Annotated in this window: 17 protein-coding genes; all 17 read right to left on the bottom strand. The window is 34.8% G+C overall.

Going from position 1 to position 13,230, the window contains the following annotated elements; translation table 11 throughout:
- Positions 1-20: 20 nt before the first annotated feature.
- The gene (locus F4V43_RS01710; RefSeq protein WP_150456519.1) at positions 21-311 is read right to left on the bottom strand and encodes a hypothetical protein; all 291 of its coding nucleotides are present in this window, start codon (positions 309-311) and stop codon (positions 21-23) included.
- A 149-nt stretch (positions 312-460) separates the two neighbouring features.
- Complete coding sequence (locus F4V43_RS01715; RefSeq protein WP_150456520.1) at positions 461-700, bottom strand: hypothetical protein; 240 nt, start codon at positions 698-700, stop codon at positions 461-463.
- A gap of 4 nt (positions 701-704) precedes the next feature.
- Complete coding sequence (locus F4V43_RS20060) at positions 705-1,073, bottom strand: CPBP family intramembrane glutamic endopeptidase (protein ID WP_150456521.1); 369 nt, start codon at positions 1,071-1,073, stop codon at positions 705-707.
- Between the two features lie 235 nt (positions 1,074-1,308).
- Positions 1,309-2,046 (bottom strand): FAD-dependent thymidylate synthase, encoded by a 738-nt coding sequence (gene thyX / locus F4V43_RS01725; RefSeq protein WP_150456522.1) that lies wholly within the window; start codon positions 2,044-2,046, stop codon positions 1,309-1,311.
- A 61-nt stretch (positions 2,047-2,107) separates the two neighbouring features.
- The gene (gene dut, locus F4V43_RS01730) at positions 2,108-2,614 is read right to left on the bottom strand and encodes a dUTP diphosphatase (RefSeq protein ID WP_223879744.1); all 507 of its coding nucleotides are present in this window, start codon (positions 2,612-2,614) and stop codon (positions 2,108-2,110) included.
- Positions 2,615-2,696: 82 nt separating this feature from the next.
- Positions 2,697-4,367 (bottom strand): ribonucleoside-diphosphate reductase subunit alpha, encoded by a 1,671-nt coding sequence (locus F4V43_RS01735; RefSeq protein ID WP_150456523.1) that lies wholly within the window; start codon positions 4,365-4,367, stop codon positions 2,697-2,699.
- A gap of 6 nt (positions 4,368-4,373) precedes the next feature.
- Positions 4,374-5,519 carry a hypothetical protein gene (locus tag F4V43_RS01740; protein ID WP_150456524.1) on the bottom strand — a complete coding sequence of 382 codons (1,146 nt, stop codon included), beginning with the start codon at positions 5,517-5,519 and terminating at the stop codon, positions 4,374-4,376.
- 3 nt (positions 5,520-5,522) lie between these two features.
- Entirely contained in the window at positions 5,523-6,782 is a 1,260-nt protein-coding gene (locus F4V43_RS01745; RefSeq protein ID WP_150456525.1) for a ribonucleotide-diphosphate reductase subunit beta, read from the bottom strand.
- A 59-nt stretch (positions 6,783-6,841) separates the two neighbouring features.
- Complete coding sequence (gene nrdG / locus F4V43_RS01750) at positions 6,842-7,345, bottom strand: anaerobic ribonucleoside-triphosphate reductase activating protein (protein WP_150456526.1); 504 nt, start codon at positions 7,343-7,345, stop codon at positions 6,842-6,844.
- On the bottom strand, positions 7,342-9,552 hold the full coding sequence (locus F4V43_RS01755) for an anaerobic ribonucleoside triphosphate reductase (RefSeq protein WP_191089432.1): 2,211 nt from the start codon (positions 9,550-9,552) through the stop codon (positions 7,342-7,344). The genes nrdG and F4V43_RS01755 overlap by 4 nt, the downstream gene beginning before the upstream one ends.
- Positions 9,553-9,920: 368 nt before the next feature.
- Positions 9,921-10,295: a hypothetical protein gene (locus F4V43_RS01760; protein ID WP_150456527.1), complete on the bottom strand. Its 375-nt coding sequence runs from the start codon at positions 10,293-10,295 to the stop codon at positions 9,921-9,923.
- 21 nt (positions 10,296-10,316) lie between these two features.
- Positions 10,317-10,547, bottom strand: a complete 231-nt coding sequence (locus F4V43_RS01765; RefSeq protein ID WP_150456528.1) for a hypothetical protein — start codon at positions 10,545-10,547, stop codon at positions 10,317-10,319.
- Positions 10,526-10,759, bottom strand: coding sequence for a hypothetical protein (locus F4V43_RS01770; RefSeq protein WP_150456529.1), 234 nt, complete (start codon positions 10,757-10,759; stop codon positions 10,526-10,528). The genes F4V43_RS01765 and F4V43_RS01770 overlap by 22 nt, the downstream gene beginning before the upstream one ends.
- 50 nt (positions 10,760-10,809) lie before the next feature.
- On the bottom strand, positions 10,810-11,019 hold the full coding sequence (locus tag F4V43_RS01775; protein WP_150456530.1) for a hypothetical protein: 210 nt from the start codon (positions 11,017-11,019) through the stop codon (positions 10,810-10,812).
- Positions 11,020-11,417: 398 nt separating this feature from the next.
- Complete coding sequence (locus tag F4V43_RS01780; protein ID WP_150456531.1) at positions 11,418-12,137, bottom strand: DNA-methyltransferase; 720 nt, start codon at positions 12,135-12,137, stop codon at positions 11,418-11,420.
- Between the two features lie 85 nt (positions 12,138-12,222).
- Complete coding sequence (locus F4V43_RS01785) at positions 12,223-12,498, bottom strand: hypothetical protein (protein ID WP_150456532.1); 276 nt, start codon at positions 12,496-12,498, stop codon at positions 12,223-12,225.
- Positions 12,488-13,120, bottom strand: coding sequence for an HNH endonuclease (locus F4V43_RS01790; RefSeq protein WP_150456533.1), 633 nt, complete (start codon positions 13,118-13,120; stop codon positions 12,488-12,490). The genes F4V43_RS01785 and F4V43_RS01790 overlap by 11 nt, the downstream gene beginning before the upstream one ends.
- Between the last annotated feature and the right edge of the window lie 110 nt (positions 13,121-13,230).

Below are 13,230 nucleotides of genomic sequence, written 5' to 3' on the forward strand. Positions count from 1 at the left end.
CCTTCAATGAATCTTACGGTTTAAACTACAATATAATAATATTCCTTTTCAAACTCTTCTTTTAATTCTTCTGAAACCTCATATGCGTCCTTATAGTTCTTTTCAATATCAATCACTTTATTATTCTTGTAGTCTATGTTTAGCTTCAAATTTCCATATTGGATTTCTAGTAATGGTTGAGCTTTCATAATCTTCCCAATAGCAACCGCTCTTAGAATTTTAAATTTAATATCTGCAAATGAATCACACTTTGAAGTGCTTGCGGGGCACAGTTTCATATATTTATAAATCACGCTCGTATTGATTTTCATTAAAATACTCCTCCATTTGAATGAACTTTTCCATTGGATACATATCATTCATTTTCTGATCGAACTTCCCTTGGTTATATGCTTCTTTGTAATATTCCATTTTAACTTTTTTAAGCAACCGAGAATAAAATATCTTCTTCGTGATTAAGTTAAATAGTTTGTTCACTTTTATTACTCCTTGTAATTGTTATTACATCTCCAAAGCGATAAATCGAAAATGGTATTTTTGTAACTCTTCTGTATTCTTCTAGCTCACATATTGATTCTTCATTAAGAGAAATTTCTTTGCCTTGCCATACATATGTATTATCGATTATGAAACTTGTTAGGCCAGAGCCACCAAACTGTGCTATTGCCAATACAGCTTTAGCTCCATCATTTAACTTCATCTTCTCACCCCTTAATAGATTGAACTAAGAGTGCTATATAGTTGAATGCCGCATGACTAAGAATTGGAATTAGAATGTTATAATTAGATTTGTGATAGTAATAAGACCATATCCACCCAAGAAAGAAATAAGGGATTATAAGTTGGAAGTTAAGATGTAGTGCTGAGAAGATTATAGAACTTATAATCGAAGCGGAAATCCATCTTAGTTTTTTAGTTAGCGCATTCAGCAACCACTTTCTACAGATCAATTCTTCCACTATAGGCGAAAATATTGCCGCGTATACGAACATGATTGGCGTTCTAGCAATACCATTGGCTTGATCGGAAGGTAATATGTATTGACTAATAAAAGCTAAAGAATTAAATCCCATGATTGAATAACAAATTGAGTAAAATAAATAATTACAATTATCTTTGTTCCTAATGGTTAATATATCGCCTCCTAACCAACAACTCTTTCTGATGTATAAGAAAATCAATATAACTGAAGGTACAATGTTCAATGCTTGAATCAGTTTATCATTCCCCCTAATAAAAAAGTACAGGTTTCTTAACCTGTACTTAGTGTATCATCAATGAATTGGTTTGTCTATTATTATTTTTGTTTTAATGAGAATTTTCGAAATATGGGGCTAACCATTCATCAACTTTCAAAATTTCATTTTTAATACCATCAGCCAATTGAGCAATTTCCTGTTGAGCGCCACTACCTGGTTTACGCTTACTATAGAAGTCGAGTAATGTACGAAGATTGCCGGTCATTACAATGTCTGTGGTCGCAGCGTTAGGAAGTACAGATCGACTATCCTCGCTTGGAACACCTAATTGCCGTAGTCTGTCATATGATTGTTGTATAGAAGCCATGATGTTATCGAACTCATTAGTTGCTTCATAACCTTTTTCTTTTACTGTCTCAGGAACAACATATCCAAAACCACCAGATTTGTCATTAGAACCAAATCTAACGTATCTTTGGGATTTTATACTGAAGGACAAATGTCTATGACGAGTCAATTGAGCCATCAATGCACGGCTAACACCTTCAATAGCAAAAGTATAATTTAAATGCTCAAGCGTTGACTGATGCCCTGAACCCGTAATGTGGCGGAATAAGCGATCTGCTTCAGTACCACTTTTACCGTCGGTAGCCTTGGAATCAAAGTATTTTTTACCTTCAAGACCAATAATCTCGGTAGGCTTATTGGGTGAATAGCAACAACGAATAGCGGTGTGCGAAATTACCTGCCCATCTTTTGGATGTCGTGACCATTGTTGAATTTCTCCAATAATTTCATTGTAAAATGATTCAGAAAGTTGAGTATGTGCTAGTAATTTTACGTTCAATTTTATTTGCTCCCTTAAATTTAATTTTAAAGGCGATGGATTAACCACCGCCAGATATGTATTATGCTTTTAAACCAGTTGAGCCTAGTCCATTCTCGCCTCGCTCTGTTTCAGACAGTTCTTCTTTTTCAATAAAAGTTACTTGTTCAATTTTCTTAATGACTCCTTGAGCTACACGCTCTCCTGCTTTAAACTCAATATCTTTATCGCCAAAATTCATTAGAAGTAGTTTAACCTCTCCGCGATAATCACAATCTATGGTTCCATTGAATGAGAATACGCGATATTTAAATGCATTGCCGCTACGTCCACGAACTTCCAACTCATATCCTTCAGGAATTTCAAATGATAATCCTGTACCTGCGATTGCAGAATTGTTATTGATAAGATAAATCTCTTCGCCATCATAAGACTTAAAAATTGAATTTGCAGGAATAATAATGTCTTCCGTTGTCGCAAGATCAAATCCTGCTGCTCCTACTGATTTATACTCTGGAATAGTCGCTAAATCATTGAGTTTTTTAACGCCTACTTTTAGATGAAATGGTTGTTTCATTTGCTCTGTCATATGTAATAAATTGCTCCCCTTTTTATGGTTATTTTCAGTTTTAAGAGGGCTTTTTATTGCCCTCTGTTTTGTAGTGTAAATATTACGCCTCGCAATTCGAACAAAGCTTATCTTTGCTAAACTGTTGTGCTGCATTGGTACTGTGCTGATAATATAATGTTTTAACCTTATTCTCCCATGCAAATAAATATAGTTCGTTAATTTCTTTCGCTGACATTTTTGGATTGACTGTGATGTTTAGAGACTGACTCTGATCTAAGAATAGTTGTCTAGTTGAGGCTTGATCTAGGATAACATATTGGTCAATTTCGCTAAACGTTTTGAACACTTCTTTTTCATGGTCACTCAAAAATTCAAGATGTTGTACAGATCCATCGTTATCTCGGATACTATTCCACGTTTCTTTCGTGTCCTTGTCATAAGTCTTCAGAACTTCTTTTAGATATGGATTTTGGATTGTTACTTTAATTTTAGCAATATCTTTAACATAACAATTTGACCAAATAGGTTCAATACTTTGCGAAACCTGACCCAGAATGAATGCAGAAGAGGTCGTGGGCGCAATGGCAGTTAATGTTGTGTTTCGTCTTCCGTAACCCTTCAATACATCGGGTTCGCCGTAGAGTTTTGCTAATTCTTTTGATGCTTCGTGCGATTTCTTTTGAATCAAACTGAAGATACGTGAATTTAACTTTGCTGCTTCCAGGCTTTCAAATGGAATCATTTTTGACTGAAGATAAGAATGCCACCCCAATGCTCCCACACCCAATGCACGATTAGCCTTTGCGAAATTATATGTCTTTTTCATAAAATAAAATGCTTGATTATCTTCTCTGTTTTTAGAGTCACGCATTTTCTCTAATTTGTTAATAAAATCAGTCATTACCGCATCCAAGAAGAATACCATTGTTTCAACCGCATCTGTATCTTTCCATTCATCATAATGAAGGATATTCATAGAAGATAAGTTACAAACAAATGACCATTCATCATTACTTGGCAAGGCGATCTCATTGCAAAGGTTCCCAGCATAAATCTTCAACCCTTTATCTTTATACACATCAACCGTATTGTTGTTTACCGTATCATCAAAGAAAATATATGGGTAACCAATTTCAACTCGTCTCTGAATTACTTTTGCCCATAGAGCACGTTTCTGGCTATCGCCCGAAATCATTTCCTCCATCCATTTATCCGTTACAATTACTCCATGTGTCAATTCTTGAATAGGGTCGCCTTCAGTTCCAATCTTCAAAAATTCTTCAATATCTGGATGATCAATAGGTAGATAGGGCGCAAATCTTCCTCTACGTGTCGAACCTTGTGATACAACATCCATAGTAGATTCAAACAACTTCATGAAATGAACAGCTCCAGATGATTCACCATTGTCTTTGATCGGTGCTCCTCGATGGCGAAGATTGCCAAAGTATCCCGATGTTCCTCCACCAAATTTACTCATCATTCCAACTTCAGATGTTGTGTATAAAATGTCTCCCATATTATCAGAAAGATTGGAACCAAAGCAACTAATAGGAAGACCCTTGTCAATTCCGAAGTTGGCCCATACTGGAGAGGAGAGTGAGTAATATCCCTTTTCCATATAGTCGTAAAATTTATCAGCAAATCCTTCAATACAAAGAATATTCTCAGCCGTATCTGCAATTGTACGAATGCGTTGTTCTGCCGTAACTCCTTCTGTCAGATATCCACGAGACAAGAAAGTTTTACTGTATTCATTTAGCCATTTCATTTTTAATTAATCCCCATCTCTATATGTGTTTAAAGATAAATCTTTCAAAGCATTATCAAGTATCTTATCAATGCTGCGATATTCCCGATAAGATATCCTTGTTAAAGGAATACCGTTACTTATTGCATAATTATTTTTTATTTTATCTCTTTCTAAAACCTTTTTAAATCCTTCTTCTCCTCCCCAAAATTCTATTTGCTCAAAATGGTGTTTCCCGTCATATTCTATCAAAGCTTTTAGTTTATTATCTGATCCATATAATCCAAAATCATATCTGAGAAACGAAGCAATTTTCAAGTCTGGAAATGTAACTTCTCTTTCAAAAACTATCCCCTTTTTGTTTAAATATTTTGATATCTTTTCCTCTCCTTTAGACACAGAACATTTGGGACATCTGTTTCCTCTCAAAAAATTGTTTGGTGTGGTTGAAAAAACACCACTACATTTAATATGTTTTACTCTTAATTTTGTTTTCGCATTAACATACTCATCCAAAAATATGTATTCATCTTCGACCTCATCAAAGACCTCTCTTACAAAATCCGTCTTTGATTTTCTTGTTATATCGTCATTGCATTTTTTACACCTGTTCCCAGACTTAAATCTCTGAGGTGAAACTTCATAAATGTTACCACAAACATTGTGCTTAATCTTTATTTTATTTCTGCTTCCTCGATATCGTTCTAGAAATGTATACTCATTTCCGACCAATTCATGGATGTCTTCTAAAAATTTCGCTTCGGACATAATAACTTTTCTTTTTTCAATAGCACAAATGGGACATCTTTGACCACCGTTTATAAATGCAGACGGACTAACTTTATACTCATTTCCACATTTGCCGTGTATGACTTTTAATGAGGTATGATTGTTAATGTAGTCTTCTAAAAAAATATACTCATCGCTAGTTAGTCTTTTTATTTCATTTAAAAATTCAGAATTAGTCCTTTTTATCCCTCCAAAGCATTTCGGACATCTTTTGCCTCCATAGAAGTTGGTCGGAGCTACGTCATACTTATGGCCGCATTTGTTGTGCATCACCTTAATTTTTTCTTTAGCTTTTTTATACTTTTCTAAAAAAACATATTCGTCTCCTACTAAATTGAAGACTTTTATTTTGAAATCTTCGTCTGTGAGCGCTGGTTTAGACATCTGCTAAAACAGATCTGATGCAGATATTGAACGGCTTCTCTTGGTATAGTTGACGGATCGTTTTGTAAAGAAGTCTACATGTTTTGATGCCACAATCTCTGCATTGAACCAATCAGTTTCTTCTAGTGATTTCTCGTTAACATCAAAGACAGGCTCATATCCGATACTTTTCAAGGAGTTATTAAGACGATCCTTAACGAATTCTTTGACAATTTCTTTTGGCAAGAAACTCAATTCCCCTGCTTCGTAAATCCAATCTATAACCTGACCTTCTGACTCATAAGCCTCAAGACATGCTTGATAGACCGCACTTTCTAATTGTTTGTCAAACCATTCAGGATGCTCCTTACGGATAATGTTGATAAGTTCAATTCCAAACAACCCATGAACCTGCTCCTCTTTTGAGGTAGCTTCAATCACATTAGACATTCCCTTGAAAATATTTTTATATTTATTGAAAGACATAATAATCAGAAACTGAGAGAACAGTGACACATGCTCAATAAATAAAGAAAATAGCAAGATGGATAAGGCATAATCTTTATCATTGCCAGTACGAGCCAATTTAGCGGATTTAGTAAGATACTCCACACGTTGACTAAGTGCAGGAATTTCTTTGATCTTCTCAAACTCTTCATTCAATCCCAGTATCTCAAGCAGATGTGAATATGCGTCATGATGCCTAACTTCACTTTCTGCGAATGTATGTCCTACCGCACCAACTTCTGGTTTAGGAAGACGATGATATATGTCACCCCAAAACGTCTTAACGGCGACCTCGACTTGTGCAATAGCAAGCATTACATTTTTAATTGCATTTCTCTCATTGTCATTGACACCAAATTTGAAGTCATGAATGTCGGACGTGTAATTGAATTCCGTATGAAGCCAGTAGGAATGTTGAATTGCTTCTTTGTATTCAATAAGTTCGGGATATTCATATGGCTTCAGATTTAAACGGTACTTAAAAATATCAGGTTTTCTTTCCTGAGTCCGTTTTTCACGGTAAAGAATATATGCCTTTGCAGTAAGTTTGTATTCTGAGTTTAGTAGGATCATTTCTACATAATCCTGTACATTTTCAACGGTTAATTCATCACATTCATTAAGATAAATTAATTCCAAAACGTCTTGAGTTAATTTTCTTGCTTCAGATGTATCAAATTCTCCTGTTTGTAATCCTGCCTTTTTAATAGCATTTGTGATTTTTTCTGCATCAAAATCCGCTTTTACCCCATTACGTTTTGTAATTAATTTAAACAACCCGTTCAATCTCCCCTTCTATTTTAAATTTCATAATTCCCTCCCACCCACCAAATCAACTATGATTCGTAAAGTACAACTTTGTTTTGTTTCATACTCTCTCGTATATTAATAATGCGTTGATTCCTAGAACCCCTATACTTGAGCGTTAAATCGCGCTCCTCAAGAACAAATCTTCCATCAACCAGCACATCGCACATTTCTAACAATCTATATTTACTGTCTTGCTTGCTCATCAATTGCTCAATAGTAAATCCCGTATAAGCCCAAATATTAATATTTGGTATTTCATTTTTTAACTTTACAACAAACTGAATAACCTCTTTAGCCGAGAAAAAGCAATCGCCGCCCGATAACGTTATCCCAGATAATAAGGGATTAGTTTTGATGTCATTAATAATCTCCCATTGTTTCTCTTCAGTAAACTCTCTCCCATATCCTTTGTCGTGGGTGTGTGGAGAGTGACACCCAGGACAGTTATGAAAGCAGCCACTGATAAAAATGACCGCTCTCAATCCTAACCCATCAACTATACTCTCCGGTATATATCCTGCTAAATTCATAAATGGCGAACGCGGTCGCGCTCTTCTGCTCTCTTAGCAGCATTAAATCTATTTAGATTACCGACTAAATAGCCCGTTACTCTGCGAATACGCGAGATGTTCTCTTCACTTGTTTCTCCACAAATAGGACATTGCTCATTAATCACTCCGTCAAAGTTGCATGTCATGCATTTATCGACCGGATGATTAATGCTGAAATACCCCATGTTCTTACTCAAAGCATATTGAACAATACACTTAAATGCTTCTTGATTATTTCTTGCATTACCATCAAGTTCTACGTATGAGATATGTCCAGCATTGGTCATTTTGTGGAAAGGAGCTTCTAGGTCTATTTTTTTATATGCAGGTATATTAAAATAAACTGGAACATGGAATGAATTAGTTAGATAATCTCTATCTGTAACTCCTTCAATTTTCCCATATTGTTTTTGTAGGATTTTTGCGAACTTACCAGCAAGGGATTCGGCTGGACTAGCGAAGCAAGTAATATTCATATCATATTCTTCAGACTTATTATCACAATAATCACGAATATATTGAATTAATTCTTGCCCAAAGTACCAAACCTCTTTGTCTTCGCCGTGATGTTTACCGAATAAAGCCTTTAGGCATTCTGCCAAGCCAACAAAGCCAATACTGATGGAACCCATTCTTAACAAATCTTTGATCTTTTGGTTTGGATGGAGATTATCCCCTCCAAGCCAAGATCCATTTTGCATCATAAAATCTGAAGCTTTTGCAGGTTGGTTGCCTTGAATATGATATCGATGAAGTAACCCATCGAGAGTGATATCTAGTACTTCGTTAAGTTTGTTCCAGAGTCCATCAGCATCGGCTTCTGAACGACCGTTTACGATACCGTATTCAATACCTAGTTTAGTGAGGTTGATTGAATTAAATGAAATATTCCCTCTTCCTGACTGATATGCTTTACCAAATCGATTGGAGATAACTCGGGTACGGCAACCCATTGTGGCAATTGCAGTATCTGGATCTTCTGGATTGTAATACTGGAGATTAAAATCGGCATCCACGTTCACGAAATTTGGAAACAAGCGCTTGCTTGAACATTCTATTGCTTTCACAAACAAGTCGTAATTCGGATCGCTTTCACTTTGATTGATTCCTTGTTTACACTGGAAGATTAACTGAGGAAAGATTGCTGTTTCCGAATGTCCAAGGCCATTCATTGAGGCATCTAGAACTGCATTAGATATCATCCTACCTTCTGTAGATGTACACAGTCCAAACGTAATCGATGTGAAAGGTACTTGCCCACCTGCACGCGATGCCATTGTATTTAGATTATGGATCATTGACTCTGCGGCCTGTTTAGTTTCAATCTCTGTTTCTTCCTTGGCATATGTATATGATTTAGGGAAAGTTTGAAGTAAATCAGGATTATCTAAATATAGTTCTCCTTCACCAACATTTGCATATGTTTCACCAAAGTACATTTGCCCTTTTCGAAAATGCTTCTTAAATGACTTTGTTACATATGGAGCCAAATCCCAATCAAACTTTGCTGCACCGCATCCGCCAAATTGACTATTCTGTTGGCATTGAAAAATAATAGCTACCTGTGCCATAGCAGTCATAATAGAGTTTGGAGTTCTAACTGATCCTTTGTCGCTCACTTGAAAGCCATTTGCAAGAAGTTTACTGAAAGGAATAAACAGACAGTTATGTGTACCAACAGCATAATGATCTAGGTCATGTACATATACATATCCATCATCAATTGCTTTAACTAAACGTTTTGGGAGAATAACATTACGGGCATACAACTTACTATATTCTGAACCAAATCGGTTCATTTTTCCGCTGTATGACTCGCCGTTTAGATTGGCGTTTTCTTTTGTTACTTCTTCATTCTCCCCAGAAATAATACCTTCACCAATCTTGAATAATTCTGATTGCTTTAGTCGTTCCTCTGTACGTTTTTGACGATAAGTTATGTATTCTTTAGCCACATCTTTTCTACTACTCATCATCAAATCTCTTTCAATTATATCCTGAATTTCTTCGACTGTGATTTGAGCTTTAAGTCTATTGATTTGCTGACTTACTTTATGAGCAATTCTCTCAGCAAGTTCGATATCAATTCCTTGCTCGGTCATTCTCATAGCCTTGATAATAGCATCCTTGATTTTAATTTCTTCAAAATCACTCACTGTTCCATCTCGTTTAATTACTTGCTGCAACGTTTGTATCGTCCCCTTATACTAAATCTTCTGCTGGAATTCCATCATTGATATCACATTCTTTGACCTGATCCCATAAAAGTCCACCATTCTCGCTGTCTCCACGTTTTAGGTAGTGACAATAGCCATTTTCTTGATAATGTTTGGTTTTATCAATATCCCAGAAAGGACAAATATGTTTATCATAACAGTAACATCCATGAGGTATATATCTTTCCGGATTCTCAAAAAATTTAGATTCTACTTTTTTAATAATTTTACTTCCTAAAAATTGATTGATAAAAGACTTGTTTTATGTGGTTTTTAAATCAATATATAGTGGTATTAAACATGATAGACCACTATATATAGTATTTCGTTGACTATATTTAGTCTTCTAAGCCCATATATTTTTGAAGGCTTTTGAAAAAGTCTTCGATTGGCTCCTCTTTTGCATTAGCAGTGATTTGTGGTGAATAATAGCAAGAAGATTCCTTTTTCTTATCAACTTCTTCAACACTCAACACCTCAATCTTCGACCCAGGACTAAGAATATAATGCTGCTTGAAGAATTTGTTCATTGCCAGTTCTACAGCATATGCCTTCATTGCATATTCGATAGATAGTTGGTCGGACTCAAACGCATCATCCTCAGCAAGCATCATGTAAATATCTTGCACATCTACTTGAACTGTAAACTTAACGATCTCGCTTGTTTCATTATGAAGTCCAAGGTATCGTTTAATAGATACGATATAATTCATTATACACATCCTAATATATTATTATTTTTGCCTTTTGTTTAACTCAAATGTCATGCTATCAAACGTTCTCCAAGCATCTTTCCAATATTTTTCATCGAGTTCATCAAACTTCTTAAATTCCTTTGTTCCTATGTATTCTTTGAGTTTCTTCTTAATATATGAATCCTCGAACAGCATATCTTCTTCATCTGTTCCAACTATATCTTTAAAGCACTCATACAAAGCATCTTCTAAATTAGCGTAAGCCCACATTCTATTTTAACAACACCTCCCCAATTACCAACTTGATATCCCATTGGAAGTGGGACGATAACCCAACTCTCAAGAATTTGGTCAAATTTTTCACCGTAACTCTTACAGAATGCACCGGTATTTTCATCATACCAACGTATAGAACCTCCAAATAGAGAATGTTCTAATGTTCCATATAGTCCAGTTTCCTTATTCTTGAGAATTGTCGTCATAATAATCACCCCCTTTAATTACTTTATATTATTATATTTGTTCTTGAAAGTCAACAAATTTCTGAGTTTATTATTAATCTTCCATCTTCATTGTAGTACGGGTCTGAAGTGGCTTTAAACACTCCGCATCCATTTGAATTATAAGTTTCAATGTTATCAAGTTGTCTAAAGAAATCATCTTTCTTTATACTAAATAGTTTACAGGGAATCCACTCATCATTAACTAACTTCATGAATGTTCTTATGACCGGCTCATTCATGTATTCTACCTCTCCTTGCTTGGAATGCTGTAAAGAGCAGCAAGTAGAAAAGCACTTCCAGCAATAATTGGATCAGGCTTATCAAAAAATAGAATTACAAATTCCAGTGACCAAAAAATGACCATGAACCATTGCCATACCTTATTAATATAGATCATTCCTCTCTATTAAGTAAATGGTACATTTCATTTTAATTATTCAAGCCAGGTTCAAGATTTTCTTGATTATTGTTTGTTCACCTAGCATAGTTTTGGCAAGGCTGTATACCAAATCTGAACTTTCGGATTTTATCATTACACTTTTTTCTTGTGAAGTGGTTCCGACAGTATAAATCACTTTAAATTTGTTTGCTTCTGGCATCTCTAACATCTTCTAATAAAATTTGACTTTTATTGAACTTATTTAATCAACAAATATTCATTTATTCTTGGTTCTATTATTTCTTCTATGTATTTTAGGTTTATTTCTGTAGCTACCCAACTTCTGTTATTGATTATTGCCGATTCAATTTCTGAGCCAGAACCCCCAAAAGGAATGAAAATTTTCGAATCGTAGTTACTCCCTAATTTAATAATTCTATTGCTCACTTCTAATGGTTTTTGTACACCAATTTTCGCCAACGCTGTAGCCTCTTTTTGCCTGACAATTGACACTTCCCAAACATTAGTGGGCATTGCTCCCTTGTCATTTGGAGTCCAAACTTTTGCTGGATTTTTATCTACATTGTGTTTATAGAGCGCTCTTGTGCCACTATATTCTTGTCTTACTTCATCAAAATTTCTAATATAGTTATCCGTCTTTGTAAACCAATAGAGTAGCTGGTGAACATTTTTACACTTTTTCTTTGTATTTCCTCCTCCATTTCTATAGAACCAGATAATTTCATCAACGAAGTTAAGATTCTCGTAAAGCATTTGAAACATATAACTTGCCATAGGTTGTTGATTGTAGATAAATAAATTCCCTTTTGGTGTCAAAACTCTAGAAAATTCTTTAATCCAGATTCTTAATAAATCTAAATATTCTTCATTACTATATTTATCCCATTTTGCTACAGCTCTGTTGTAAGGAGGATCGGCAATAATTAGATCAAATGTATTGTCAGGGACAGTACTCATATAATTTTCACATCTAAGATTATATATCGTTATAAATAATTCACATCCCTAATATTACTGAATAAAATGCGGTTTTCATCAAGTCTTATTCATTAATATATTCTAATGGGTTGTAACCACTCCATGTTTCGCCTAGATATTTACTAACCTCATTAACTGCATCGGGACTAATATCGAGTTTTTCAATATCTGACTCATCAAATGTTCCGAAGATCTCACTGTGTTTACCTAAAATTTCTCCAAAATACACTTCTTTACCAATAGCATCTTTAATTTCTTCCTCAGTAGCAACAAACAAACCCTCGACATCACCCATACGACCACAATCCCATCCAAACTTGTACAAATATTTATTTTCCATTATGTAATTCTCCTTTTCTCAAATGTAATTTATGGTCGCAATCCAACCACCTTTGTATTCTTATCAATTTTTCTTTACTAAAGAACGATTGTTTTCTGTACCACGTTTCAAAATCATGATTCCATTTACTTGAATTGCAGTTCAAACACGCTGGAACACAGTTACTCAGGTCATTTGCTCCATTGTCATCGACATGCTCCTTGTGAAGATCTGATTTTCTATACTCTTTTTTCCACCTTTTATAATGTTCAGACTCTGGCAGACCACAATAAGCGCAGCAATTGTGAAAATATATTTTACACTCCATCCACTCAGTTTCACTGATATCATGTTTCTTGTGCTTTCTTTTTTCTCTATACTCTTTTAGTTTTGATTTATTTGACTCATGCCATTTTTGATATGTTTCGCCATTTCTATATTTCTGATCATTTTTACGCTTTGTTGGACGGCAAACCTGCTTTGCTCTTTCAGTACGTTTATAAGCTCTATGTACTTCTGCATGTTCTTTTACCCACTTAGATGACTTCTGTTTTGTGCAAGTTTTACAATAAGGATTGTAGCCATCCACTCCATTGCTCTTATTTATATAAAAGTTATTTTTACTCATTAAAAACCATTCCAAACAGATATTACACTTCTTGTATATTTGGTCATCAATAATTTTATGATTTTGTTCATACTGTGTTTGTTTACTTATTTTTCTTCACCTATTTCTTTATGAAATCTCACTTT

The sequence above is a fragment of the Paenibacillus spiritus genome, from assembly GCF_008710135.1.
Classification (GTDB): Bacteria; Bacillota; Bacilli; order Paenibacillales; family Paenibacillaceae; genus Paenibacillus_AQ; species Paenibacillus_AQ glufosinatiresistens.

Bases quoted from the DNA above. Each gene is read 5' to 3' on its own strand.
- F4V43_RS01775 (WP_150456530.1), bottom strand. From the start codon at position 11,019: ATGAATGAGCCGGTCATAAGAACATTCATGAAGTTAGTTAATGATGAG.
- F4V43_RS01740 (WP_150456524.1), bottom strand. From the start codon at position 5,519: ATGTCTAAACCAGCGCTCACAGACGAAGATTTCAAAATAAAAGTCTTC.
- nrdG (WP_150456526.1), bottom strand. From the start codon at position 7,345: ATGAATTTAGCAGGATATATACCGGAGAGTATAGTTGATGGGTTAGGA.
- F4V43_RS01735 (WP_150456523.1), bottom strand. From the start codon at position 4,367: ATGAAATGGCTAAATGAATACAGTAAAACTTTCTTGTCTCGTGGATAT.
- F4V43_RS20060 (WP_150456521.1), bottom strand. From the start codon at position 1,073: ATGGGATTTAATTCTTTAGCTTTTATTAGTCAATACATATTACCTTCC.
- F4V43_RS01760 (WP_150456527.1), bottom strand. From the start codon at position 10,295: ATGAATTATATCGTATCTATTAAACGATACCTTGGACTTCATAATGAA.
- F4V43_RS01765 (WP_150456528.1), bottom strand. From the start codon at position 10,547: ATGTGGGCTTACGCTAATTTAGAAGATGCTTTGTATGAGTGCTTTAAA.
- F4V43_RS01715 (WP_150456520.1), bottom strand. From the start codon at position 700: ATGAAGTTAAATGATGGAGCTAAAGCTGTATTGGCAATAGCACAGTTT.
- F4V43_RS01785 (WP_150456532.1), bottom strand. From the start codon at position 12,498: ATGGAAAATAAATATTTGTACAAGTTTGGATGGGATTGTGGTCGTATG.
- F4V43_RS01780 (WP_150456531.1), bottom strand. From the start codon at position 12,137: ATGAGTACTGTCCCTGACAATACATTTGATCTAATTATTGCCGATCCT.
- F4V43_RS01710 (WP_150456519.1), bottom strand. From the start codon at position 311: ATGAAAATCAATACGAGCGTGATTTATAAATATATGAAACTGTGCCCC.
- F4V43_RS01770 (WP_150456529.1), bottom strand. From the start codon at position 10,759: ATGACGACAATTCTCAAGAATAAGGAAACTGGACTATATGGAACATTA.
- dut (WP_223879744.1), bottom strand. From the start codon at position 2,614: ATGACAGAGCAAATGAAACAACCATTTCATCTAAAAGTAGGCGTTAAA.